Source organism: uncultured Tateyamaria sp. (assembly GCF_947503385.1).
Lineage (GTDB): Bacteria > Pseudomonadota > Alphaproteobacteria > Rhodobacterales > Rhodobacteraceae > Tateyamaria.
This window is the reverse complement of sequence record NZ_CANNDO010000001.1, coordinates 385616-408991: the sequence shown is the minus strand read 5'-3', so window position 1 is coordinate 408991 and position 23376 is coordinate 385616. Positions and strand designations below refer to the sequence as shown.

Here is a 23376-nt window from a genome sequence, read left to right as displayed (position 1 = left end):
GGGTCAAGGATAGGTGGCAGATGCAGCTTTTACAAACGGCGCTGGCGGCAATTTATCCGCCCCGATGTCTGGCGTGCGGTGGCATGGTCGACAGTGACTTTGGCCTGTGCGGCACGTGTTGGGGACAGACACCGTTTGTCGGTCACACGCGCTGCGACATGTGCAGCGTGCCGCTGCCCGGTCAGGCGCGGGGCGAGGTGCTGCATTGCGACGACTGTATGCGCGCGCCAAAGCCTTGGGCACAGGGGCGCGCGGCCCTGATCTATGACGGGATCGCGCGCAAAATGGTGCTGGGGTTCAAACATGGAGACAGGCAGGAGATCGCAACACCTGCCGCGCAATGGATGCTCAATACCTGCCGCGACATGCTGGACGAAACTGTTCTGATCGCACCGGTGCCGTTGCACTGGATGCGGCTGGCCAAGAGGCGGTACAATCAGTCCGCCTTGCTGGCCCGTGCGCTTGCGGACCTTGCCGGTTGCGACTGGTGCCCCGACCTGTTGGTGCGGACGCAATACACGCCCAGCCTTGACGGCAAATCGCGTGACGTGCGGCAGGGTATCCTGAATGACAGCATTGTGGTGAACAAACGGCGGCGTCACCGCATTGCCGGACGGCCTGTCCTTTTGGTGGACGACGTTCTGACGACCGGGGCGACGCTGGGCGTATGCACGGAAATGTGTCGTGCGGCAGGTGCATCGCGGGTGTGCATTTCCGTACTGGCGCGCGCGGTCAAGGCACCATACATCCCTCTCAACTGAAACGAACGGTGAAAGGGACCGGATCGTGAAACGTGTTGAGATCTATACCTCGCCCCTTTGCGGCTTTTGCCACGCGGCGAAACGGCTGCTGAACGAAAAGGGTGTCGATTACACCGAAGTTGACGTGCTCAAGCATCCTGACCGCAAGTCTGAGATGATCCAGCGCGCCAATGGTGGCCGCACTGTGCCGCAGATTTTCGTTGGCGACACCCATGTGGGTGGCTGTGATGACCTCTACGCGCTGGAGCAATCGGGCAAACTTGATCCGCTGCTGGCGGCCTGAATGAGGGCGGCGCTGCTGCAACTGAATGTCGGTGATGATCCGGGGGCGAACCTGCCCCGGACTGTCGCCATGGTGCAGCAGGCTGCGGATATGGGTGCAGAATTTGTTCTGACGCCTGAGGTCACAAACTGTGTCAGCCTTGATCGTGCGCATCAGCGCAGTGTTTTGCGGCACGAGGCGGATGATCCGACGCTTGCCGCGCTGCGGGACGTTGCGGCGGCGCGGGGCGTTCACCTGTTGATTGGCTCACTCGCGCTGAAAACCGACGATGGCGATGGTCGCTTTGCCAACCGGTCCTTCCTGATCGGTCCCGACGGCGAGATCATCGCACGCTACGACAAAATCCACATGTTCGATGTAGAGATCGACAACCGCGAGACCTTCCGCGAATCCGCGGGGTATCGGCCCGGCACACAGGCTGTCCTGGCCAAACCGCCGTTTGCGCCCATCGGTATGGCGGTGTGCTATGACATGCGTTTTCCGCGCCTTGCCGATGCGCTGGTGAGCGCTGGTGCGCAAATCCTGACCTATCCGTCCGCCTTTTCGCCCGTCACAGGGGCCGCGCATTGGCACAGCCTTTTGCGCGCCCGCGCGATTGAGGCGGGGGCTTGGGTGCTGGCGCCCGCGCAAACCGGGACGCATCCCAGCCAGACCGGCAAGGTGCGCCAGACCTACGGCCATTCGCTGGTGGTGGACCCATGGGGCGATGTGTCGCTTGACGCAGGGGAGGCCCCCGGCGTTTATGTCTTTGAATTGGACATGGAAAAAGTGGCCGAAGCGCGCAGACGCATCCCATCGCGGGATAATGCGCGCCCTTTCGACGGCCCTTAGGGGTTTATGAGCGAAGACAAACACAGTCTTGCTATCTCGCTGTTCAGTGAGGTGTTGGCGGCGGATCAGATGATCCGCAACCGGTTGCATCGGGTGTTGCCCAAGGGCATGGAAATCTCGCATTTCTCGGTGCTGAACCACCTTGCATGGCATGGCGGTGAACGCAGCCCGGCACAGCTGGCCGAGACGTTCAACGTGACACGTGGGGCGATGACCAACACGTTGAACCGGCTGGAATGGGCGGGCTATGTGCATATCCGCCCCGATTGGGACGATGCGCGCCGCAAGATGGTTGCCCTCAGCCCGGCGGGCCGTCGCGCCCGCGATCAGGCGCTGAGCGCGATTGCCCCCATGGTCAGCGATGTGATCGACAAGCTGGGCGAGGACAGCGTGCGAGCCACCGTGCCCATCCTGCGCCAGATGCGGGTTGAGTTGAGCAACAAGGCTAAGCCGGATTGAGGCTGGCGGTGACGTAGTTCACGCTCAGGTCCCGGTCCGACAGCTTCCAGCTCCATGTGATCGGGTTGAACACAAACCCCTTGCGGTCCACCGGGTCGAGGCCCGCATTGCGCATCAGATCAAACAATTCGTCCGGGGTGATGAACTTGGACCACTCATGCGTGCCTTTGGGCAGCCAGCGCATCACATGCTCGGCCCCGACAATCGCCATCATGAACGATTTGGGATTGCGGTTGATCGTCGAACAGATGTGCAGCCCGCCGGGTTTCAGCAACTGACGGCACGCGGTGAGATAGCTAAGCGGATCGGCCACATGTTCGACCACCTCCATGTTCAGCACCACGTCGAATTCTTCGCCTGCGGCCGCCATGTCTTCGGCGGTGGTGTGGCGATAGTCGATGGAGAGCCCCGACTGTTCGGCGTGTACCTGCGCCACGGGAATGTTCCGTTCTGCGGCATCCGCGCCGACAACGTCTGCCCCCAGACGCGCCATCGGTTCGGCCAACAGACCGCCACCGCACCCAATGTCGAGGATGCGCAGACCCTTGAAGGCGTCCGGGGCCTTGAGGTCGCGGTCAAACTCTGCCGCGATCTGGCTGGTGATATAGTCCAACCGGCACGGGTTCAGCATGTGCAGGGGTTTGAATTTACCGTTCGAGTCCCACCATTCGGCGGCCATCGCCTCGAATTTTGCGATTTCGGAGGGGTCGACCGTGGTTTGATGCGTTTGCATTTCCGTCTCCGTATGCTCATGTGCGCTTTGAGCTCTATGTAGTCAGGTCTATGGACAAGCACAGTAACCAAAAGCGCGCAGTTCAATATCTGTATCCGCCGATTGATCCCTATGATCAGCGGATGCTGGATGTGGGCGACGGGCACCGCGTCTATGTTGAGCAATGCGGCAACCCGGACGGTATTCCGGTGATCGTGTTGCATGGCGGCCCCGGTGGCGGGTGCAGCCCGGCGATGCGGCGCTATTTTGATCCCAGCGTTTACCGGATTGTTCTGTTTGATCAGCGTGGCTGTGGCCGGTCGCGGCCCCATGCGTCGGTGGTGAACAATACGACGTGGCATCTGGTGGATGACATCGAGTTGATCCGCAAGACGCTGGATGTGGACGCGTGGATCGTGTTCGGCGGCAGCTGGGGTGCGACGCTCGCGCTGATCTATGCCGAAGCACATCCCGGTCACGTCCGCCAACTGGTGCTGCGCGGCGTGTTCCTGATGACCCAAGGTGAACTGGATTGGTTCTACGGCGGCGGTGCGGGCAAGTTCTGGCCCGAGGTGTGGGCACGTTTTGTGGCTCTCGTGCCAGAGGACGAGCGGGGCGACCTGATCGGAGCGTATCACCGGCGGCTCTTTTCCGGGGACGTGGCGCTTGAGACGCGGTTCGCGCGGGCGTGGTCGGCGTGGGAAAATGCGCTCGCCTCGATCCATTCGGCAGGGCAGGGCGGCGAGGCACCCGGGGATTACGCGCGCGCCTTTGCCCGGCTCGAGAATCACTATTTCACCAATGCGGGTTTTCTGGAGTTCGACGGTCAGATCCTCGCCCACGCGGGCCGCATCAAGCATATTCCGGGTACTATCGTGCAGGGCCGCTATGACATGATTTGCCCACCCGACAGCGCTTATGCCCTGTCGCAGGCCTGGCCTGCGGGGCAGCTCAAGATGGTGCGCAATGCCGGCCATGCCTTGTCAGAGCCGGGCATTTCGGCTGAACTGGTGCGCACCATGGACAGGATTGCAGGCAAATGACCCGTTTTGACCGCCGCGCATTGTTTGCGACAGGTGCCGCCGCAGCGCTGCTGGCGGCGACGGGCGTGTCGGCATCCCCGCAACGGGGCGGCCGGTTGCGGGCGGCCTTGTCGCCAGACCTGTTCGAGCGGGCTGTGGCCGCGACGGTCTATGACAACCTTACCGAGATTGCCGCGGACGGCACATTGCGCGGCGAACTGGCGACGGACTGGCACGCAAACGCGGACGCCACCCGCTGGACCTTTGCCTTGCGCGAGGGGGTGCAGTTTCACGATGGGACTGCGTTCACGGCTGCGTCCTTGCGTGATCTGCCGGTGAACCTGCGCATTGTGGGGGATCACCGGGTTGAGGTCATCCTTGATACACCGGATGCAAATCTGCCCTTCCGTCTGGCCCAGCCGGGGTATGAAGTGCGTGGGGTGACCGGCACCGGCCTTTATCGGGTGCGCAAACTGGACGCGGGTCGCCACTTTGTTGGTGTGCGTGTCGCGGGGCATTGGAAAACCGGCGCGGGCTGGTTTGATTCGGTAGATTTTGTGCAGTTTGGCGCGGATGCGGTGCGCGGTCAGGCGCTGACCGAACGGTTGGTGGATGTAGTGGATGTGATCGCGCTGGATGACATGGCCGACCCGCAGGAATTTCAGTTGCTGCCCACCTCTGGCGCACCCACACACATCGCCAACCGCGCCGTCACCGTGCCCCTGACCGTGGGCAAAGCCTGGCCGCTCGACAACTTCCGCATGGCGGAACGGTGGTGGATGGGCTGAGGGGCCTTGCAGACTCGGGGGCACATGCGTATATCCCCCTCAACAGCGGCGCGCTGGGGTCCACACCCAACGCTCCACCGGGAAAGATCGACGGGCCGCGCGCCCGTTTTTTTGTGCTTGGATACCATGTCAAACGACCTCATCGCCAAAGCTGCCATTGACCGCAGGCTCGCCGAGATCATCACGCCCGTGATCGAGGATCTGGGCTATGAGCTGGTGCGTGTGCGGCTGATGAGCGGTAAGGAAACCACGTTGCAGATCATGGCCGACAAACCCGATGGCGGGATCGAGGTGGATGATTGCGCGGCGATCTCCACGGCTGTCAGCGCGACGCTGGATGTGGAGGACCCGATCCTCGATGCTTATACGCTCGAAGTGTCGTCGCCCGGCATTGACCGCCCGCTGACGCGGCTCAAGGATTTTGATGCGTTCGAAGGATACGAGGCCAAGCTTGAAACCGATGAACTGATCGACGGACGTCGCCGGTTCAAGGGTGTGCTGGCCGGGATCGAGGATGACGAAGTGCTGATCAACGTGACCGAGGGCACGATCGGCCTCAAATTCGAATGGCTGAGTGATGCCAAGCTCGTGCTGACGGATGAGCTGATCAAGGAAATGCTGCGCCAACGCAAAGCGGCAGGCGTGCTGAACGAAACAGATTTCGACGAGATTGAGACGACCGAAGGGTCAGAGGAGGACAACTGATGGCCATTACATCTGCAAACCAGCTTGAGCTGTTGCAAACCGCCGAGGCGGTCGCCCGCGAAAAGATGATCGACCCTGCGCTGGTCATTGAAGCGATGGAAGAATCGCTCGCCCGCGCGGCCAAGTCCCGCTACGGCGCCGAAATGGACATCCGCGTGAGCATCGACCGCAAGACGGGCCGCGCAACCTTTACCCGCGTGCGGACCGTGGTCGAGGACGAAGAGCTTGAGAACTATCAGGCCGAATTCACCGTCGAACAGGCCAAGCAGTACATGGAAAACCCAGAAGTCGGCCAACAGCTGATCGAAGAGGTCCCCCCGGTCGAAATGGGCCGGATCGCGGCGCAGTCGGCCAAGCAGGTCATTCTGCAAAAGGTCCGCGAAGCCGAGCGGGATCGTCAGTACGAAGAGTTCAAGGACCGCGCAGGCACCATCATCAACGCGCTGGTCAAGCGCGAGGAATACGGCAACGTCATCGTCGATGTGGGCGCGGGCGAAGCGATCCTGCGCCGCAACGAAAAGATTGGCCGCGAATCGTATCGCCCGAATGACCGCATCCGCTGCTACATCAAGGATGTGCGCCGCGAGCAGCGCGGCCCGCAGATTTTCCTGAGCCGCACTGCGCCGGAATTCATGGCCGAGCTGTTCAAGATGGAAGTGCCTGAGATTTACGATGGCATCATCGAGATCAAGGCCGTGGCCCGTGACCCCGGCAGCCGCGCCAAGATTGCGGTGATCTCCTATGACAACTCGATCGACCCTGTCGGTGCCTGCGTTGGTATGCGTGGTTCCCGCGTGCAGGCTGTGGTGAACGAGCTTCAGGGTGAAAAGATCGACATCATCCCGTGGAACGAAGACCAGCCGACCTTCCTTGTGAACGCGTTGCAGCCTGCCGAGGTCAGCAAAGTGGTTCTGGATGAAGAGGCCGGCAAGATCGAAGTCGTCGTGCCCGAAGAACAACTGAGCCTCGCCATCGGTCGCCGCGGTCAGAACGTGCGTCTGGCATCGCAACTGACCAACCTCGATATCGACATTATGACCGAGGCCGAAGAATCGGCGCGTCGTCAGGCAGAATTTGAAGAGCGCACCAAGCTGTTCATGGATACGCTGGACCTCGATGAATTCTTTGCCCAACTGCTGGTCTCCGAAGGGTTCACCAACCTCGAAGAAGTGGCCTATGTCGAACTGGACGAACTGTTGGTCATCGACGGTGTGGACGAAGGTACGGCACAGGAATTGCAAGCCCGTGCCCGCGATGTGCTTGAGGCGCAGGCCAAGGCGGCGTTGGACAACGCCCGCGCGTTGGGTGCCGAGGACAGCCTTATTGAATTTGACGGCCTGACACCCCAAATGGTGGAGGCGTTGGCCAAGGATGACGTCAAAACCCTCGAAGATTTCGCAACATGCGCTGACTGGGAACTGGCCGGTGGCTGGACCACAGTGGATGGCGAGCGCCACAAGGATGACGGCGTACTTGAGCCCTTTGACGTGTCTCTGGAAGAGGCGCAGCACCTGATTATGACGGCGCGCATTCTGTTGGGCTGGGTTGATCCTGCGGACCTTGAGGCTGAAGAAGCCGAAGAGGGCATCGAAGAAACCGAGGAGGCCGAGGCCTGATCGCAGGCCTCGGGTCTTGCACATGGGTCGCGGTGGCGCATCCAAGGATCGGTCCGACGGGCCAGAGCGCAAGTGCCTCGCCACGGGTGAGGTGCAGCCAAAATTTGGTTTGATCCGCTTTGTCATTGGCCCGGACGAACAGGTCGTGCCGGATATCGCGGGCAAACTGCCGGGTCGTGGTATGTATGTCGCCGCGGATCGGGATGCGCTGGAAACGGCGGTGAAGAAAAAACTGTTCTCGCGCGGGGCAAAGCGGCAGGTGATTGTGCCCGACGGCCTTGTAGACGAGGTGGAGCGGCAACTGGCCAGGCGTGTGGTCGACCTGATCGCGCTGTCGCGCAAAGGGGGCCGTGCGGTTGCCGGTTACGAGAAGGTGAAGAACATGCTTGCGCTTGAAGAGGCGCAGGTGCTGATGCAGGCGGTTGATGGGTCTGGACGTGGCAAGTCCAAGCTGAGCACACCGCATTTCGGGACTTACATCGGCTGGCTGACGGCGGATGAGTTGGGTTTGGCCTTTGGCCGCCAAACTGTGATACATGGCGCGCTCGCCTCTGGTGGACTCACGCAACGTGTTGTAGAGGAAGCCAACCGATTGCGCGGCGTGCGTGAAAATGAAGGTGGCAGGGGCCACCTGGAAGGATAGACGAGCTATATGAGCGATACTGACGGGAAAAAGACATTGGGTCTGCGCAGCGGCGCACGTCCGGGGAATGTGAAGCAAAGCTTCAGCCACGGGCGGACCAAGAATGTCGTCGTCGAAACCAAGCGCAAGCGGGTCGTCGTACCCAAGCCCGGGGCTGGCAAAGCCTCCGGTCCTGGTGGTGCGTCCGCCGGTGATCCGAGCCGTCGCCCCGCAGGCATCTCTGATGCCGAGATGGAGCGCCGACTGAAGGCTGTGCAGGCCGCCAAGGCGCGGGAGGTCGAAGAGGCCGCCACACGTCAGGCCGAAGAGAAGGCCCGCGAAGAAGAGCGCGAACGCCGCCGTGCGGAGGCCGAGGCCAAGGAGCGCGAAGAGCGTGAGCGCGAAGAGGCGCTGAAGGCCAAGGAAGAAGAAGAAAAGCGCAAGGCAGCCGAAGCCGCGGCAGCGGCACAGGCGGCAGCAGCCGCCCCGGCCGAAGCGGCCAAGCCCGCGCAGCGGCAGGCAACCCCTGCGGCCACACCGCGCAAGACGGATCGCGACCGCGAACAGCGCCCGAACAACCGTGGCCGCGACGATGGCGGGCGCCGGTCGGGCAAACTGACCCTGAACCAAGCGCTGTCTGGTGGCGAAGGTGGCCGCCAGCGGTCCATGGCCGCGATGAAGCGCAAACAGGAACGCGCCCGTCAAAAGGCGATGGGTGGATCGGTCGAGCGTGAAAAGGTCACGCGCACCGTCAACCTGCCCGAGGCGATCGTGGTGTCCGAGCTGGCCAACCGTATGGCCGAGCGTGTGGGCGACGTGGTCAAGGCGCTGATGAACAACGGTATGATGGTCACGCAGAACCAGACTATTGATGCCGACACCGCCGAACTGATCATCGAAGAGTTTGGCCATAACGTGCAGCGTGTGTCTGACGCGGATGTCGAGGATGTCATCAAAGAGGTCATCGACAACGAGGATGATCTGCAGGCGCGTCCCCCGGTCATTACGATCATGGGCCACGTTGACCACGGCAAGACGTCCCTGCTGGACGCGATCCGCGACGCCAAGGTTGTCGCAGGAGAGGCGGGCGGGATCACCCAGCATATCGGTGCCTATCAGGTAAAGACCGACGATGGCGTGACGCTTTCGTTCCTTGATACACCGGGCCACGCGGCCTTTACGTCGATGCGGTCCCGTGGTGCGCAGGTGACGGACATCGTGGTGTTGGTTGTTGCGGCGGACGATGCCGTGATGCCGCAGACCATTGAGGCGATCAACCACGCCAAAGCTGCCGAAGTGCCGATGATCGTGGCGATCAACAAGATCGACAAACCCGATGCACAGCCCGACAAGGTGCGCACCGACCTGCTGCAACACGAGGTCATCGTCGAAAAGATGTCCGGCGAAGTGCAGGATGTCGAAGTGTCTGCCATTACCGGTCAGGGTCTTGATGAACTGCTCGAAGCGATTGCGCTGCAATCCGAAATTCTGGAACTCAAGGCCAACCCCGACCGCGCCGCCCAAGGCGCCGTGATCGAGGCGCAGCTGGACGTGGGCCGTGGGCCTGTGGCCACCGTTCTGGTGCAGAACGGCACCCTGCGTCAGGGCGATATCTTTGTTGTGGGTGAGCAGTACGGTAAGGTGCGTGCGCTGATCAACGACAAGGGCGAGCGCGTCAAAGAGGCTGGTCCGTCGGTTCCGGTTGAGGTTCTGGGCCTGAACGGTACACCCGAAGCGGGCGACGTTCTGAACGTGACAGAGACCGAGGCGCAGGCCCGTGAAATCGCTGAATATCGCGAAAAAGCGGCCAAGGATAAACGCGCAGCCGCCGGTGCGGCCACGACCCTCGAACAGCTGATGGCAAATGCCAAGGCCGACGAGAATGTCAGCGAATTGCCCATTCTGGTCAAAGCCGATGTGCAGGGGTCTGCCGAAGCCATCGTTCAGGCGATGGAAAAGATCGGCAACGACGAGGTGCGCGTGCGCGTGCTGCACTCGGGCGTTGGAGCGATCACCGAAACCGATGTGGGTCTGGCCGAAGCGAGCCAAGCGCCGATCATGGGCTTTAACGTCCGTGCCAACACGTCGGCGCGGAATTCGGCCAACCAAAAGGGTGTCGAGATCCGCTACTATTCGGTGATTTACGACCTTGTGGACGATGTGAAGGCGGCGGCCTCTGGTCTGCTGAGCGCAGAGATCCGCGAGAACTTCATCGGGTATGCGCAGATCAAGGAGGTCTTTAAGGTCTCTGGCGTTGGTAAGGTTGCGGGTTGTCTCGTGACCGAAGGTGTCGCGCGCCGGTCTGCCGGGGTGCGTCTGCTGCGGGACAACGTGGTGATCCATGAAGGCACACTGAAAACGCTCAAACGCTTCAAGGACGAAGTGGCCGAGGTACAGTCGGGTCAGGAATGCGGCATGGCGTTCGAAAACTATGACGACATTCGCCCGGATGACGTGATCGAAATCTTTGAGCGCGAAGAGATCACGCGCGTTCTCGACTAATCAATCAGGTCATACAGACAAAAAAGGGGACGGCGCAGGCGCCGTCCCTTTTTCATTTCTCAACCTGTTTGCCCGTCAAGCGGTGCGTGAAACAGGTATGCCGGAATAGGTCGATCCATCAACGCGCACGGTCATGCGACCGTCCGGAAGCGTGCGGACATAGATGCCCTGCACAAGAATGGATGTGCCCAATGCGATGGTTCGCAGCATACGCTTTCCTCCCCAAAGAAAAGATATGTCTCAAACTTATGTACTTTGGTTAATAAGTCACCAACAAAACGCACGTATTGATGGAAAAGTTTGCGGATTGGAAACGGCGAACGGGTGTATCAGAGCCAGTCGCGCAGGATCGGGATCAGCGGGATATCCGCATCCGGCATTGGAAAATCGCGTAGTTTCGACGGCTTGACCCATTTCAACGCTTGGCCCTCGCGCGATTGCGGCGTGCCGTCCCATTTTCGGCAGGCAAAGAGAGGCATCAAAAGGTGAAAGGTTTCGTAGCTGTGGCTGGCAAAGGTCAGAGGGGCAAGGCAGGACGCCCATGTATCGATCCCCAATTCTTCCTGCAACTCGCGGATCAGGGCGGCCTCTGGCGTCTCACCTGATTCGACTTTGCCACCGGGAAATTCCCACAGTCCGGCCATGGATTTCCCTTCGGGCCGTTGGGCAAGCAACACGCGCCCATCGACGTCGATCAGCGCCACGGCAGAGACAAGGACAACTTTCACGACCGGTAGTCCGCGTTGATCGAGATGTAGCCGTGGGTCAGATCGCAGGTCCAGACGGTCGCGGCCCCATCGCCAAGGCCAATGTCCACGCTGATGCGGATGTAGTCACCTTTCATATGTGCGGCGCTGTCTTCTTCGCGGTAATCGGGGCTGACCCAGCCGCGATCTGCCACCAGAACGTCGCCAAACCGGATCGACAGAGCATCGCGATCAGCCGCCGCGCCAGATTTACCCACCGCCATGACAACCCGGCCCCAATTCGGATCTTCGCCCGCAATGGCCGTTTTGACGAGCGGGGAATTGGCAATGGACAACCCATGGGTCTTAGCCTCCGCGTCGGATGCGGCCCCGGTTACGGTGATCTCGACGAACTTGGTCGCCCCTTCACCATCACGCACCACCTGATGGGCCAGATCCAGCATCACGCTGTGCAAAGCGTCGGCGAACCCGGAATTGCCGGTCACATCAATACCGGACGCGCCCGTCGCGGCGCAGATCAACGAGTCAGAGGTGGAAGTATCGCTGTCAACGGTGATGCAATTGAACGTCTTGTCGTTTAGGCGGCTGACCAGAGCCTGCAAATCCGGCTGACCGATCTGTGCGTCCGTGAAGATGTAGACCAGCATCGTTGCCATGTCCGGGGCGATCATACCGGACCCTTTGGCGATGCCAGCGATTGTGACGGTCTGGCCGTCAACCCCGCAGGTTGCGGACGCCCCTTTGGCATAGGTGTCGGTGGTCATAATCGCGTCCGCTGCATCGCGGATGGCCGTGTCGGACAGGTTCGCGGCCAGCTCGTCCAGCTTGTCTGCGATCCGTTCTTTGGGCAACGGCTCACCAATGACGCCGGTAGAGGCGGTGAACACGCGCGATGCGGGCAGACCGGTGGCCGTGCTCACCGCCGTCACAACGGCATTCACTGCGTCGACCCCATTGCGCCCGGTGAACGCGTTGGCATTGCCCGAATTCACGAGGATTGCAGCGCCCGCCGCGCTGTCGCCCCCCAGCTTGGCCTGACAATCGAGCACGGGGGCCGACCGTGTGGCGGACCGCGTGAAAACCCCGGCAATCGCCGTACCAGGTGCGCAGACGGCAAGCATGACGTCCTTGCGACCCTTGTATTTTACCCCAGCCTCAGCGCCCGCAAACCGGACACCATTGACCACTGGCGTGTCAGGAAAGGCCGCCGGGGCCAGCGGCGAACGGGGCAACGGATCACCCATGGCTTATTGCAGCAGTTCGATGTCGCGCAGGATCGCCGGGTCGATGCCCTGTGCGGCGCTCTCATCCACATCCGCTGCACTGCGCAGGGCGTTGACGCGGTTTTCGATGGCTTCGGTGCGCAGGTCTTCTTCCAACTCGGCGCGCACCTCTTCGATTTCGGGCAGATCGGCGGTGCGTGTTTCGATGAGGGTGATCACGTGCCAACCGAATTGCGTTTTAACAGGGTCCGACACCTCGCCGGGTTCCAGCGCAATCACTGCCGCCTCAAAGGACGGGACCATCATGCCCGGACCGAACCAGCCCAATGATCCACCGTTCGGGCCCGACGGGCCGGTGGATTTCTCACGTGCGACGGCGGCAAACTCTGCGCCGTCGTCCAGTTCGGCCTTGATCGCCTGCGCCGCTTCTTCGGTTTCCACGAGGATATGGGAGGCGTTGTATTCCTCGGTCGGGGTCGCATCGGAAAAACGCGCGTCATAGGCGGCTTGCAACGCATCGGGCGTCAGCGCCTGCTCCAGCACGCCTTCGATGACTTCGCCCGCTGTCAGGGACCGGGTTTCGTTGTCCAGCGACAGTTGCGCGCGTTTGGGCAAATCCCCTTCGAAGGATTGGGCCAGCAGTGTCTGCTGGATCAATTGGTCGAGGATACCGGTGAACAGAACCTCGTCGGGCAGTTCCTGAAATCGCTGGGGCAAGGTGGCGCGGGCGGCGATCATGTGACCGATCGTGATATCCGTCCCGTTCACGGTTGCGACAACCGTGTCTGCGTCCTGCGCGGCGGCAGGCAGGGCCATAGCCACGGAAAGGGCCAGTGCAGACAGGGAAAAGAGGCGTTTCGACATGGAACAGTCCTTGGGCTGGGCACGCGGCTGGGGCGCGCATTGACACGGTTTCGCGTGACCCTTACATCGCCCTATGGACGTGGCCTGGGCCGATTAATGCCCCCGATACTTATGGGCTTGGCGCGCGCCCGGCAAGCAGTTGCTGCATGAACATAATTGATCGGCTGGAGACGGTATGCTCGGTTTCGGAACACTCACCAAAAAGGTGTTTGGCACCCCCAATGATCGCAAGATCAAGAGCGTGAGGCCGATCATTGAACAGGTCAACGCGTTGGAGCCGGAATTTGAGGCGCTGAGTGACGACGGTCTGAAGGACAAGACCGAAGCCTTGGCGAAACGCGCCATGGGTGGCGAAGCGCTGGATGCGCTGTTGCCCGAAGCCTTTGCCAACTGCCGCGAGGCGGCGAAACGCGCGCTGGGCCTGCGGGCCTTTGACACTCAGTTGATGGGCGGTCTGTTCCTGCATCAGGGTAACATTGCTGAACAAAAGACAGGTGAGGGCAAAACGCTCACCGCGACCTTTGCCGCGTATCTTAATGCGCTGACGGGCAAGGGTGTGCATGTGGTGACGGTGAACGAATACCTCGCCCAGCGGGATGCCGAATGGATGGGCAAGGTGTTTGCAGCGTTGGGTCTGACCACCGGTGTCGCCTATGCCGGCATGGACGAAGAGACCAAGCGCGCCGCTTACGCCTGCGACATTACCTATGCCACCAACAACGAATTGGGTTTTGATTACCTGCGCGACAACATGAAACCGTCGATCGAACAGATGGTGCAGCGCGGGCACAACTTTGCCATCGTGGATGAGGTGGACTCCATCCTGATCGACGAGGCGCGGACGCCGCTGGTGATCTCCGGCCCGCTTCAGGACCGGTCCGAGATGTACGTGACCATCGACGGTGTGATCCCGTTGATTCAGGACGAACACTACGAGCTTGATGAAAAACAGCGCAGCGTGACGTTCACCGAAGACGGCAACGAGTTCATCGAAGAACAGCTGCGCGTGCGTGGCCTGATCGAAGAAGACGCCTCGCTCTATGATCCGGAAAGCACGACCATCGTGCACCACGTGAACCAGGGCCTGCGGGCGCACAAGCTGTTCACCAAGGACAAGGATTACATCGTCCGCAATGGCGAGGTTGTCCTGATCGACGAATTCACGGGCCGCATGATGGCGGGCCGCCGTCTGTCCGACGGTCTGCATCAGGCGCTGGAGGCCAAAGAGCAGGTCCAGATCCAGCCTGAAAACCAGACGCTCGCGTCGGTGACGTTCCAGAACTATTTCCGCCTTTATGGCAAGTTGTCGGGCATGACCGGCACCGCCGCGACAGAGGCCGAGGAATTTGCAGAGATCTACGGGCTGGGCGTGGTCGAGGTCCCGACGCACCGTCCTATCGCGCGGGTGGACGAGGACGATCAGGTCTATCGCACCGCCGCCGAGAAGTACAAAGCCATCGTCGAAGAGATCAAGAAGGCCAATGCCAAAGGTCAACCGATCCTTGTGGGCACCACCTCTATCGACAAGTCCGAGATGTTTTCGGAAGCGCTCAAGGCTGAAGGGATCGAACACAACGTCCTGAACGCCCGCCAGCACGAGCAAGAGGCGCAGATTATTGCGGACGCGGGCAAGTTCGGCGCGGTCACCATCGCCACCAACATGGCCGGTCGCGGCACAGACATTCAGCTGGGCGGCAACGTCGAGATGAAGGTGCTGGAAGCGATCACCGCTGACCCGGAGGCCGATCCCGAAGCGGTGCGTGCGCGGATCGAGGCCGAGCACGAGGACGAAAAGAAAAAGGTGCTGGAGGCGGGCGGCCTGCTGGTGCTTGCGTCCGAACGCCACGAAAGCCGCCGGATCGACAACCAGTTGCGTGGCCGGTCGGGTCGTCAGGGTGATCCGGGCCGCACGTCCTTTTACCTGTCGCTCGAAGACGACCTGATGCGTATCTTTGGGTCAGACCGTCTGGACAAGGTGCTCAAGACGCTGGGTCTGGAAGAAGGCGAAGCGATTGTGCACCCGTGGGTGAACAAGTCATTAGAGCGGGCGCAGGCCAAGGTCGAAGGCCGCAATTTTGACATCCGCAAGCAGTTGCTGAAATTCGACGATGTGATGAACGACCAGCGCAAGGTGGTGTTTGCACAACGGCGCGAGATCATGGAAGCCGAAGACCTGTCCGAGGTTACATCGGACATGCGCGACGAGGTGGTTGATGACCTCATTGACCAGTATCTGCCCGAAGGCTCCTACGCCGACCAATGGGACAGCGAAGGGCTGTATGCCGCTGTGATCGAAAACCTCGGCATCAACCCTCCGGTGATGGAATGGTGCGAAGAGGAAGGTGTGGACGACGAACAAATCCGCGACCGCCTGATCGAAGCCAGTGACAAGATGCTGGCAGAAAAACTCGAGTCCTTTGGCGCCGAGAACATGCGCAGCATCGAGAAACAACTGGTGCTGCAGGCCATCGACGGCAAGTGGCGTGAACACCTGTTGACGCTGGAACATTTGCGGTCCGTCGTGGGGTTCCGCGGTTATGCGCAGCGTGACCCGCTGAACGAATACAAGAACGAAGCGTTCCAGTTGTTCGAGGTGATGCTCGAAAGTCTGCGCACCGAAGTGACCAACAAACTGTCCCGTATCCGTCCGCTGACCGAGGAAGAGCAGCAAGAGATGCTGGCGCAGGTGGCCGCGCAACAGGCTGCCGTGCAGCAGGCTGCGGAACCCGAAGCGACGGTGCCGGCCCCCACACCTGCGGCTATCGAAGGCGGGTTTGACGAGAACGATCCAAGCACGTGGGGCGACCCGGGCCGCAACGATCCGTGCCCGTGTGGATCGGGCAAAAAGTTCAAGCATTGCCACGGACGTCTCTGACCGGGCGCCCCATTCCTGCCCCAAAGACTCCTCCACCCGGCCATACAGTGGCCCAACTTCTGCGCGAAACCTTGATGGAGAAATTCCGTGGAGAGGGCGTGGGACGATGTCGCACAAGAAGGAAATCATCACGGCCGTAGGCACGCTGGCGATTGCTGTTGGCATCGGCTTTGTTATGCAGCGCAGCGAGGCCGCACAAGAACGCTACGGCAAAGAGGCGCGTGCTTCTGTTGCAGTGAACAGTTCGTCGGTCGCAGGTGCAGGGTTCCTTGGCGCGATGCGTACGGATGAACTGATCGAAGTGCAGGCCATCGAACTGACCTCTGCCTCCGATGTGGCCCCGGTGACCCCGCCGCAATCAGAGACTGCCGTTCAGCGTGTGGCCGCGTCGCCCGCCGATGTGCTGGCGCCGCCCCCCGCCGAAGATACGGCTCCGCAGATTGCCCAATGTGAAATGACCGCTTCGGCTGAGGCTGTGCCCGGTGGAATGGCGATGCTCCACCTTGATGCGCCCTGTGCGCCCAATGAACGGCTGACGGTGCATCACAATGGTCTGATCTTTACCCAAGCCACAGATGACGCAGGCACGCTCAAAGTGCTGGTGCCCGCGCTCGCCAAAGACGGCGTGTTCATCATGGCTTTTTCCAACGGTGACGGTGCCGTGGCGCAGGTTTCGGTCCCGGATATCGATGCATTCTCGCGGGTTGCCTTGCAATGGCGTGGCCAAGCCGGATTCCAGCTTCATGCGCGTGAATTTGGTGCGTCCTACGGTGATGCGGGTCATGTCTGGTCCGGTGGAGAGGCTGCGGCGACAGGGTTCTTGAACGGTGAGACCGGCGCGCTGATGCGTCTGGGTGATCCTGAATTGGCTGATCCGCTGGTGGCCGAAGTCTACACCTTTGCTGCGGGCCGGTCGGGTCGCGACGGCCTGATTGATTTGTCCGTCGAAACCGAGATCACGATGCAAAACTGTGGCCTCGAGGTCGAGGCGCAAACCCTTGAGATGTCGGACCGCGGCACCATCACGACGCGCGATTTAACGCTTGCTGTGCCGGGCTGTGATGCGGCCGGTGACTTTCTGGTGTTGAACAATCTGGTCACAGACATGAAAGTCGCGTCCAACTGATCGCAACAAGGGCAGTGACCACCTATGGCATGGCTCCGTGCGGCGTTTTGCGCCGCACTTTTTCTTTTTGGGACCGCGCTTGCAGCGCAGGACGTGACGCTGACGTCGCCCGATGGGCGGGTGGAAATCAGCGGCACGCTGCTGGGGTTTGACGGAGAGTTTTACCGGGTCGAGACGATCTATGGCGAACTGACCGTGGACGGATCCGGCGTGCAATGCGAAGGCCCCGCCTGCCCAAATCTGCAAAACTTCGTGGCAGAGGTCAGCGTGTCCGGGTCCGCCACCATGGGCGCGGTCCTGTTGCCCGCCCTGATCGAAGGCTTTGCGTTGCGCAATGACTACACCACGCATCGGTTCGACACCGACGAACAGACCTATACCTACGAGTTGCGAAGCGTCGCAGACGGCAAGCCTGTGGCGCGTTTCTATGTTTGGGTGTCAAACACGGATGAAGGCTTTGCCGATCTGTTGGCCAATGACGCGGACATTGTCATGGCGCTGCGCGAAATACGTCCGGACGAACGTCAGCGCGCGCGGGAGGCAGGGCTGGGCGACCTGACGCAAGCAAATCGCAGCCGCGTATTGGCATTGGATGCGATGGTTCCGATTGTGGCGCCAACCAATCCGGTCGACACCATCTCTCCCACCGGGTTGGCCGAGGTGTTGGCAGGACGGATCACCAATTGGTCGACGCTGGGCGGGGCGGATGCTCCGATTTCCCTACATCTGCCGGGGACAAATACCGGTTTGGGGCAAGCGGTTGAGGATGATGTCATGGGGCCGGTTGGATTTACGTTGGCTGATGGGATCGCCCGCCATGATCGCGGCGCAGATCTGGTGGCGGCGGTTGGGCGAGACCCGTTTGCGCTGGGTGTTGCCAGCTTTGCCGATATCGGAAACGCACGGGCGCTCAGCCTGACGGGGCCGTGCGGATTTTCATTGTCGGCAACGCGCGGGACAATCAAGACCGAAGACTACCCGCTGACCGCACCTATGTTTTTGTATCTGCCAGCGCGGCGGCTGCCCAAGGTCGCGCGGGATTTTCTGGCATTCACGCGGGGGACGTCGGCGCAGGTGATGATCCGGCGTGCTGGATTTGTCGATCAAGCCCCCGAGGAAGTGTCCATAGACGCACAAGGCTACCGGTTTGCCAATGCGGTCACAGCAGCAGGACCGGAGGTGTCGCTGGAGGAGCTGCAACGGATGACGCGGACATTGTACCCGATGGCGCGGCTGTCGATCTCGTTTCGGTTCGAGACGGGGTCGGTGCGGCTGGACGCGCAGTCCCGATCCAACGTGCAGCAACTGGCGCGGGCGCTGGAGCAGGGCAAATACGACGCCCGAGCGATGCTGCTTGTTGGGTTCAGCGATGGAGATGGCCCGGCAGAGATCAACCGTGACATCGCCTTGCGCCGGGCAGAGGCCGTACGACGGGCGTTGGTCACAGCGGCGGAAACAGCAAATTTTGACCGGATCGACCTGAGCGTCGATGCCTTTGGCGAGGCGCTGCCTATGGCCTGCGATGACAGCGAGTGGGGACGTCAGGCGAACCGGCGTGTTGAGGTTTGGGTCCGTTAGTTCACAGGTAACCCTCTGTTTTGAAACTGATTTCCCGGTCTTTTCCGACAATCAGATGATCATGTAACGTAAGTCCAAGCGCCTGACAGGCTGTCTCGATTTGTTCGGTCATGTCGATATCAGACTGGCTGGGCGTGGGGTCGCCTGATGGGTGATTGTGCACAAGGATCAGCGCGGACGCGTTCAGTTCCAGGGCGCGTTTGGCCACCTCTCGTGGATAGACGGGGACGTGATCGACGGTGCCCTTGGCCTGTTCCTCATCCGCGATCAGGACGTTTTTGCGATCAAGATAAAGCACGCGGAACTGTTCTGTTTCGCGGTGCGCCATGGTGGTGTGGCAGTAATCCAGCAGGGCGTCCCAGCTTGAAATCACCTGTTTGTTCAGGACCTTGGCCCGCGCAAGCCGTTGTGCCGCCGCCTCGATGATCTTTAGCTCGCAGATCACCGCGTCTCCGACACCTTTGAGGGCGCGCAAGCGTTCCGGCGGGGCGGATACAACCCGGTTAAAGTCGCCGAATTCACCCATCAGGAGGTGCGCCAGCGGCTTGACGTCCTGCCGGGGGATGGCCCGAAAGAGGACAAGTTCCAGCATCTCGTAATCCGGCAGAGCCGCCGCGCCGCCGTCCATGAAACGGGTACGCAGACGCTTGCGATGATCGGCCATGTAGGACGGCGTACGCCCCTTGGGAAGGGTGACAGGCAAGGCCTCGTCAAGATCGAAGGGGAGCGGTTGTTCTGCGAATTCCGTCATGCGCAAACCTTGGCCTGCACGTGGTGAACGAAGGGTTAATCAGAGTCAAAAACGCGCGTCTAATTGTGGGCACAACCTGCATATGGCTCGTGGTCATCGCGGCGCAGTTCGAACGCCGCTTCTTTGATGCCATCGGTGACTTCGTGGCCCAAAAAGGCAAAGCCGACGCGGTGCAGCATAGTCACGGATTTGGTGTTTCGGATGTCGGCCCAAGCCCTGATCCGCGCAATTCGGGTGGTTCTGAACATCAGCCCGATGGCGAGGTGCATGGCACGCTGCGCGTGCCCTCGACCGTGATGGGCGGCGGCGAGCGTGATGCCGGTTTCGCCTTCGGCCTCATCTTTGGCGATGCGCAGGCCGATGTCGCCAATCAGCGCATCCGTTTCGGTGTCTGCCACGGCGATCTGCGTCCAATGTCCGGGCCGCAAGAGCGGTTCGACGGTGGCGCTGTGGTGGAGAAAGTGGGCTGCGCGGGTGTCGTCCATATGCTCCCAATTCTGGAAGCGGGCGATGGCGGGATCACGGCGGTAGGCCTGAAAGGCCATGAGGTCATCCGCGCGCATCCGGCGCAGCGTCGTGGTGTCAGAGGTAAGGCGCATGGCGGCAAGATGGGCAGAATGCCCATCCTACGCAAGTTTTGACGTTCGGCGCCTTAGCCTTTCATCGAATCCCAGAACGATTTGACCGATGAAAAGAAGCTGGTGGATTCGGGGTTGTTCTCTTCTGAGAGATCTTCGAATTCGCGCAGCAGTTCTTTTTGGCGGCTGGTCAGGTTCACCGGGGTCTCGACGGCCAGTTCGATGAACATGTCGCCTGTTGGGCCGCCGCGCAGGGCGGGCATCCCCTTGGAGCGCAGGCGCATCTGGCGTCCCGATTGTGATCCCGCCGGAATTTGAACCCGGCCACGACCACCGTCGATGGTGGGCACTTCGATGCTGCCGCCCAAGGCGGCGGTGCCCATGGATACCGGAACGCGGCAGAACAGGTTGGTGCCGTCACGCTCAAAGAGCTTGTGTTCCTTCACCTCAATGAAGATGTACAGATCGCCCGACGGCCCGCCGCGCATCCCGGCCTCGCCTTCACCGGCGAGGCGGATGCGGGTGCCGGTTTCAACGCCAGCGGGGATGTTCACGCTAAGCGCGCGGTCCTTTTCGACGCGGCCTGCGCCGGAACAGGTCTTGCACGGGTCTTTGATGATCTGGCCGAGGCCGGAACATGTGGGACAGGTGCGTTCGACGGTGAAAAAGCCCTGTTGCGCGCGCACCTTGCCCATGCCTGAGCAGGTCGGGCAGGTGGACGGTTCGGAACCACCTTCTGCACCGGTGCCGCTGCATGATCCGCAAGATACGGAGGTCGGCACGTTGATCGATTTTTGCAGACCCGCAAATGCATCCTCGAGATCAATGCGCAAATTATAGCGTAAGTCAGAGCCCCGCGCGGCACGACGCCCACCGCCGCCCCCGCGCCCGCCGAAATCGCCGAACAGGTCGCCGAACATGTCGGAGAATGCATCGGTAAAGTCCTGCTGACCACCGCCAAAGCCACCGCCGGGGTGACCTCCACCTCCGCCCATGCCGCCCTCGAAGGCGGCGTGTCCGAATCTGTCATAAGCCGCCTTTTTGTCGGCGTCCTTGAGAACCTCGTAGGCTTCGTTCGCCTCTTTGAACTGGTTTTCGGCTTCGGGATTGTCGGCGTTGCGGTCAGGGTGCAGTTCCTTGGCCTTGCGCCTGTACCCTTTTTTGATCTCGTCGGCGGAGGCGCCCTTGGTGACGCCGAGCACCTCGTAATAGTCACGTTTTGCCATGGATTATGTCCTTTGCTGGAACGTCTGAGGCCGGCCCTTGGTGTGGCCGGCCTCGCGATTGGTTCCTCTGAGGCCCAAAATCAGGCGCGTTTGTCGTCGTCGAGGTCTTCGAATTCGGCGTCGACGATATCGTCCGCGTCATCGCGTGGCTCGTCCGCGCCTGCCGGCTCGTCCTCGCCATCTTCTTGCGCCGCTTTATAGATCGCCTCACCCAGTTTCATGGCCGCTTCGGTCACGTTCTGGATGCCGGATTTGATCTTGTCAGCGCCTGCGCCCTCGTCCTCAAGGTCATCCTTGAGCGCAGCAATGGCCAGTTCGATGGCTTCGATCGTGGTTGGATCCACCTTGTCCGAATGCTCTTCCATCGACTTTTCGGTCGAATGAATGAGGCTTTCGGCCTGGTTTTTCGCTTCGATCAGCTCGCGACGTTCCTTGTCCGCTTCGGCGTTGTCCTCGGCGTCCTTGACCATCTGTTCGATGTCCTCGTCCGAAAGGCCACCCGACGCCTGGATCGTGATCTGCTGTTCCTTGCCGGTGCCCTTGTCCTTGGCGCCCACGGACACGATGCCGTTGGCGTCGATGTCGAAGGTCACTTCGATCTGGGGCATACCGCGCGGCGCAGGCGGGATGTTTTCGAGGTTAAAGGCCCCGAGCAGTTTGTTGTCGGACGCCATCTCACGCTCACCTTGGAACACGCGAATGGTCACGGCGTTCTGGTTATCCTCGGCGGTCGAGAAAATCTGCGACTTTTTCGTCGGGATGGTGGTGTTGCGGTCGATGAGGCGTGTGAACACGCCACCGAGCGTTTCGATACCCAGCGACAGGGGCGTCACGTCGAGCAGGACAACGTCCTTGACGTCGCCTTGCAGAACACCGGCTTGAATGGCCGCACCCATGGCAACCACTTCGTCGGGGTTCACACCCTTGTGCGGCTCTTTGCCAAAGAACTTGGTCACTTCCTCAACCACTTTGGGCATACGGGTCATACCGCCGACGAGGACCACTTCGTCCACATCAGAGGCCGACAGGCCCGCATCCTTGAGCGCAGCGGCGCAGGGCTTCATCGACGCCTTGATCAGATCGCCCACGAGGCTTTCCAGCTTGGCGCGGGTCAGCTTCATCACCATGTGCAGCGGCTGGCCGTTGGCGCCCATAGAGATAAACGGCTGGTTGATCTCGGTCTGGGACGAGCTGGACAGTTCGATCTTGGCCTTTTCAGCGGCTTCCTTGAGACGCTGCAGGGCCATTTTGTCCTGCGTCAGGTCAACGGCGTGTTCCTTTTTGAACTCATCGGCGAGGTAGTTCACGATCCGCATGTCAAAGTCTTCACCACCAAGGAACGTGTCACCGTTGGTGGATTTCACTTCGAACAGGCCATCGTCAATCTCGAGGATGGTTACGTCGAACGTACCACCGCCAAGGTCATAGACCGCGATGGTTTGCGAATTTTCCTTGTCGAGACCGTAGGCCAGCGCGGCGGCTGTTGGTTCGTTGATGATCCGCAGCACTTCGAGGCCGGCGATTTTGCCTGCGTCCTTGGTCGCCTGACGCTGGGCGTCGTTGAAATAGGCGGGGACGGTGATGACCGCTTGGGTCACGTCTTCGCCAAGGTAGCTCTCGGCGGTCTCTTTCATCTTGCCGAGGATAAAGGCGCTGATCTGGCTGGGCGAGTATTTCTCGCCACGTGCCTCGACCCAAGCGTCGCCATTGCCACCGTCGATAACGGCGAAGGGCAGGTTTTTCTTGTCCTTTGCCAAATCCGCGTCGTCATTGCGGCGGCCAATCAGGCGTTTGACACCAAAGATGGTGTTATCGGGGTTCGTCACTGCCTGCCGTTTGGCGGGCTGTCCGACGAGCCGTTCACTTTCGGTGAATGCGACGATGGACGGTGTCGTCCGCGCGCCTTCTGCGTTTTCGATCACGCGTGGCTGGCTGCCATCCATGATGGCGACGCAGCTGTTGGTGGTTCCCAGGTCAATACCAATGACTTTGGCCATGTTTTCGATCCCTCTTTGCTTCAAGGCGATGTCCCGAGGCGGCGACCCGTGTCGGCATCGACGTCCCGATCAGTTTGCGCGGGGCTGTCCCGCGCGCTGCGGCGTATATAAGGAGGGTGGAATGGCGCTGCAACCGTTGCGATTGGCGTG

Annotated in this window: 22 protein-coding genes; 13 read left to right on the top strand and 9 right to left on the bottom strand. The window is 60.9% G+C overall.

From position 1 onward, the window contains the following. Positions 1 to 20: 20 nt before the first annotated feature. The 4 genes from Q1A85_RS02005 to Q1A85_RS01990 are packed head-to-tail and all read left to right on the top strand — an operon-like array spanning position 21 to position 2334. The gene (locus Q1A85_RS02005) at positions 21 to 761 is read left to right on the top strand and encodes a double zinc ribbon domain-containing protein (RefSeq protein ID WP_299684520.1); all 741 of its coding nucleotides are present in this window, start codon (positions 21 to 23) and stop codon (positions 759 to 761) included. Positions 762 to 786: 25 nt separating this feature from the next. Continuing rightward, positions 787 to 1044: a glutaredoxin 3 gene (gene grxC, locus Q1A85_RS02000; protein ID WP_299684518.1), complete on the top strand. Its 258-nt coding sequence runs from the start codon at positions 787 to 789 to the stop codon at positions 1042 to 1044. Next, positions 1045 to 1875 carry a carbon-nitrogen hydrolase family protein gene (locus tag Q1A85_RS01995; protein WP_299684516.1) on the top strand — a complete coding sequence of 277 codons (831 nt, stop codon included), beginning with the start codon at positions 1045 to 1047 and terminating at the stop codon, positions 1873 to 1875. Positions 1876 to 1881: 6 nt separating this feature from the next. Next, positions 1882 to 2334: a MarR family transcriptional regulator gene (locus Q1A85_RS01990; protein WP_299684515.1), complete on the top strand. Its 453-nt coding sequence runs from the start codon at positions 1882 to 1884 to the stop codon at positions 2332 to 2334. Here the strand turns inward: Q1A85_RS01990 and ubiG are convergent. After that, positions 2321 to 3067: a bifunctional 2-polyprenyl-6-hydroxyphenol methylase/3-demethylubiquinol 3-O-methyltransferase UbiG gene (gene ubiG / locus Q1A85_RS01985; RefSeq protein ID WP_299684513.1), complete on the bottom strand. Its 747-nt coding sequence runs from the start codon at positions 3065 to 3067 to the stop codon at positions 2321 to 2323. The two genes, Q1A85_RS01990 and ubiG, sit on opposite strands and share 14 nt — an antisense overlap. A 50-nt stretch (positions 3068 to 3117) precedes the next feature. Between ubiG and pip the strand changes: the two genes are divergently transcribed. From pip to infB, 6 genes are all read left to right on the top strand, one after another. After that, the gene (pip, locus tag Q1A85_RS01980) at positions 3118 to 4089 is read left to right on the top strand and encodes a prolyl aminopeptidase (RefSeq protein ID WP_299684511.1); all 972 of its coding nucleotides are present in this window, start codon (positions 3118 to 3120) and stop codon (positions 4087 to 4089) included. Then, complete coding sequence (locus Q1A85_RS01975; protein ID WP_299684509.1) at positions 4086 to 4856, top strand: ABC transporter substrate-binding protein; 771 nt, start codon at positions 4086 to 4088, stop codon at positions 4854 to 4856. Before pip ends, Q1A85_RS01975 begins: the two co-directional genes overlap by 4 nt. A gap of 126 nt (positions 4857 to 4982) precedes the next feature. Continuing rightward, a complete protein-coding gene (rimP, locus tag Q1A85_RS01970) occupies positions 4983 to 5561 on the top strand; it encodes a ribosome maturation factor RimP (RefSeq protein WP_299684507.1) in 579 nt (192 codons plus the stop codon). After that, a complete protein-coding gene (gene nusA / locus Q1A85_RS01965; RefSeq protein ID WP_299684505.1) occupies positions 5561 to 7177 on the top strand; it encodes a transcription termination factor NusA in 1617 nt (538 codons plus the stop codon). Before rimP ends, nusA begins: the two co-directional genes overlap by 1 nt. Positions 7178 to 7199: 22 nt before the next feature. Beyond that, on the top strand, positions 7200 to 7820 hold the full coding sequence (locus tag Q1A85_RS01960; protein WP_299684503.1) for an RNA-binding protein: 621 nt from the start codon (positions 7200 to 7202) through the stop codon (positions 7818 to 7820). Positions 7821 to 7829: 9 nt separating this feature from the next. Beyond that, on the top strand, positions 7830 to 10301 hold the full coding sequence (gene infB, locus Q1A85_RS01955; RefSeq protein ID WP_299684501.1) for a translation initiation factor IF-2: 2472 nt from the start codon (positions 7830 to 7832) through the stop codon (positions 10299 to 10301). 75 nt (positions 10302 to 10376) lie between these two features. Here infB and Q1A85_RS01950 read toward each other — a convergent pair whose 3' ends face one another. The 4 genes from Q1A85_RS01950 to Q1A85_RS01935 all read right to left on the bottom strand — a co-directional run bounded on the left by Q1A85_RS01950 (position 10377) and on the right by Q1A85_RS01935 (position 13095). Then, complete coding sequence (locus Q1A85_RS01950; protein WP_299684499.1) at positions 10377 to 10511, bottom strand: hypothetical protein; 135 nt, start codon at positions 10509 to 10511, stop codon at positions 10377 to 10379. 119 nt (positions 10512 to 10630) lie between these two features. Then, positions 10631 to 11029 carry a (deoxy)nucleoside triphosphate pyrophosphohydrolase gene (locus Q1A85_RS01945; protein WP_299684497.1) on the bottom strand — a complete coding sequence of 133 codons (399 nt, stop codon included), beginning with the start codon at positions 11027 to 11029 and terminating at the stop codon, positions 10631 to 10633. Further along, the gene (gene argJ, locus Q1A85_RS01940; protein WP_299684495.1) at positions 11026 to 12252 is read right to left on the bottom strand and encodes a bifunctional glutamate N-acetyltransferase/amino-acid acetyltransferase ArgJ; all 1227 of its coding nucleotides are present in this window, start codon (positions 12250 to 12252) and stop codon (positions 11026 to 11028) included. Before argJ ends, Q1A85_RS01945 begins: the two co-directional genes overlap by 4 nt. A 3-nt stretch (positions 12253 to 12255) precedes the next feature. Further along, positions 12256 to 13095, bottom strand: coding sequence for a peptidylprolyl isomerase (locus tag Q1A85_RS01935; protein ID WP_299684493.1), 840 nt, complete (start codon positions 13093 to 13095; stop codon positions 12256 to 12258). 175 nt (positions 13096 to 13270) lie between these two features. Here Q1A85_RS01935 and secA point away from each other — a divergent pair, with 175 nt between their 5' ends. The 3 genes from secA to Q1A85_RS01920 all read left to right on the top strand — a co-directional run bounded on the left by secA (position 13271) and on the right by Q1A85_RS01920 (position 18674). After that, a complete protein-coding gene (gene secA, locus Q1A85_RS01930) occupies positions 13271 to 15970 on the top strand; it encodes a preprotein translocase subunit SecA (protein WP_299684491.1) in 2700 nt (899 codons plus the stop codon). Between the two features lie 106 nt (positions 15971 to 16076). After that, positions 16077 to 17096, top strand: a complete 1020-nt coding sequence (locus tag Q1A85_RS01925; protein WP_299684489.1) for a hypothetical protein — start codon at positions 16077 to 16079, stop codon at positions 17094 to 17096. Between the two features lie 24 nt (positions 17097 to 17120). Further along, positions 17121 to 18674 (top strand): phosphate ABC transporter substrate-binding/OmpA family protein, encoded by a 1554-nt coding sequence (locus Q1A85_RS01920; RefSeq protein ID WP_299684487.1) that lies wholly within the window; start codon positions 17121 to 17123, stop codon positions 18672 to 18674. 1 nt (position 18675) lies between these two features. On the opposite strand, the gene radC is transcribed toward Q1A85_RS01920, so the two are convergent. From radC to dnaK, 4 genes are all read right to left on the bottom strand, one after another. After that, positions 18676 to 19425, bottom strand: coding sequence for a DNA repair protein RadC (gene radC / locus Q1A85_RS01915; protein WP_299684485.1), 750 nt, complete (start codon positions 19423 to 19425; stop codon positions 18676 to 18678). A 59-nt stretch (positions 19426 to 19484) separates the two neighbouring features. After that, positions 19485 to 20024, bottom strand: a complete 540-nt coding sequence (locus Q1A85_RS01910) for a GNAT family N-acetyltransferase (RefSeq protein ID WP_299684483.1) — start codon at positions 20022 to 20024, stop codon at positions 19485 to 19487. 53 nt (positions 20025 to 20077) lie between these two features. Further along, a complete protein-coding gene (gene dnaJ / locus Q1A85_RS01905) occupies positions 20078 to 21229 on the bottom strand; it encodes a molecular chaperone DnaJ (protein ID WP_299684481.1) in 1152 nt (383 codons plus the stop codon). Positions 21230 to 21309: 80 nt separating this feature from the next. After that, the gene (gene dnaK / locus Q1A85_RS01900) at positions 21310 to 23226 is read right to left on the bottom strand and encodes a molecular chaperone DnaK (protein ID WP_299684479.1); all 1917 of its coding nucleotides are present in this window, start codon (positions 23224 to 23226) and stop codon (positions 21310 to 21312) included. Positions 23227 to 23376 lie beyond the last annotated feature (150 nt).

Bases quoted from the DNA above. Each gene is read 5' to 3' on its own strand.
- Q1A85_RS01975 (WP_299684509.1), top strand. From the start codon at position 4,086: ATGACCCGTTTTGACCGCCGCGCATTGTTTGCGACAGGTGCCGCCGCA.
- Q1A85_RS02005 (WP_299684520.1), top strand. From the start codon at position 21: ATGCAGCTTTTACAAACGGCGCTGGCGGCAATTTATCCGCCCCGATGT.
- secA (WP_299684491.1), top strand. From the start codon at position 13,271: ATGCTCGGTTTCGGAACACTCACCAAAAAGGTGTTTGGCACCCCCAAT.
- radC (WP_299684485.1), bottom strand. From the start codon at position 19,425: ATGACGGAATTCGCAGAACAACCGCTCCCCTTCGATCTTGACGAGGCC.
- nusA (WP_299684505.1), top strand. From the start codon at position 5,561: ATGGCCATTACATCTGCAAACCAGCTTGAGCTGTTGCAAACCGCCGAG.
- Q1A85_RS01995 (WP_299684516.1), top strand. From the start codon at position 1,045: ATGAGGGCGGCGCTGCTGCAACTGAATGTCGGTGATGATCCGGGGGCG.
- argJ (WP_299684495.1), bottom strand. From the start codon at position 12,252: ATGGGTGATCCGTTGCCCCGTTCGCCGCTGGCCCCGGCGGCCTTTCCT.
- rimP (WP_299684507.1), top strand. From the start codon at position 4,983: ATGTCAAACGACCTCATCGCCAAAGCTGCCATTGACCGCAGGCTCGCC.
- Q1A85_RS01925 (WP_299684489.1), top strand. From the start codon at position 16,077: ATGTCGCACAAGAAGGAAATCATCACGGCCGTAGGCACGCTGGCGATT.
- Q1A85_RS01920 (WP_299684487.1), top strand. From the start codon at position 17,121: ATGGCATGGCTCCGTGCGGCGTTTTGCGCCGCACTTTTTCTTTTTGGG.
- ubiG (WP_299684513.1), bottom strand. From the start codon at position 3,067: ATGCAAACGCATCAAACCACGGTCGACCCCTCCGAAATCGCAAAATTC.
- dnaJ (WP_299684481.1), bottom strand. From the start codon at position 21,229: ATGGCAAAACGTGACTATTACGAGGTGCTCGGCGTCACCAAGGGCGCC.
- dnaK (WP_299684479.1), bottom strand. From the start codon at position 23,226: ATGGCCAAAGTCATTGGTATTGACCTGGGAACCACCAACAGCTGCGTC.
- pip (WP_299684511.1), top strand. From the start codon at position 3,118: ATGGACAAGCACAGTAACCAAAAGCGCGCAGTTCAATATCTGTATCCG.
- Q1A85_RS01950 (WP_299684499.1), bottom strand. From the start codon at position 10,511: ATGCTGCGAACCATCGCATTGGGCACATCCATTCTTGTGCAGGGCATC.
- Q1A85_RS01960 (WP_299684503.1), top strand. From the start codon at position 7,200: ATGGGTCGCGGTGGCGCATCCAAGGATCGGTCCGACGGGCCAGAGCGC.
- Q1A85_RS01990 (WP_299684515.1), top strand. From the start codon at position 1,882: ATGAGCGAAGACAAACACAGTCTTGCTATCTCGCTGTTCAGTGAGGTG.
- infB (WP_299684501.1), top strand. From the start codon at position 7,830: ATGAGCGATACTGACGGGAAAAAGACATTGGGTCTGCGCAGCGGCGCA.
- Q1A85_RS01910 (WP_299684483.1), bottom strand. From the start codon at position 20,024: ATGCGCCTTACCTCTGACACCACGACGCTGCGCCGGATGCGCGCGGAT.
- Q1A85_RS01935 (WP_299684493.1), bottom strand. From the start codon at position 13,095: ATGTCGAAACGCCTCTTTTCCCTGTCTGCACTGGCCCTTTCCGTGGCT.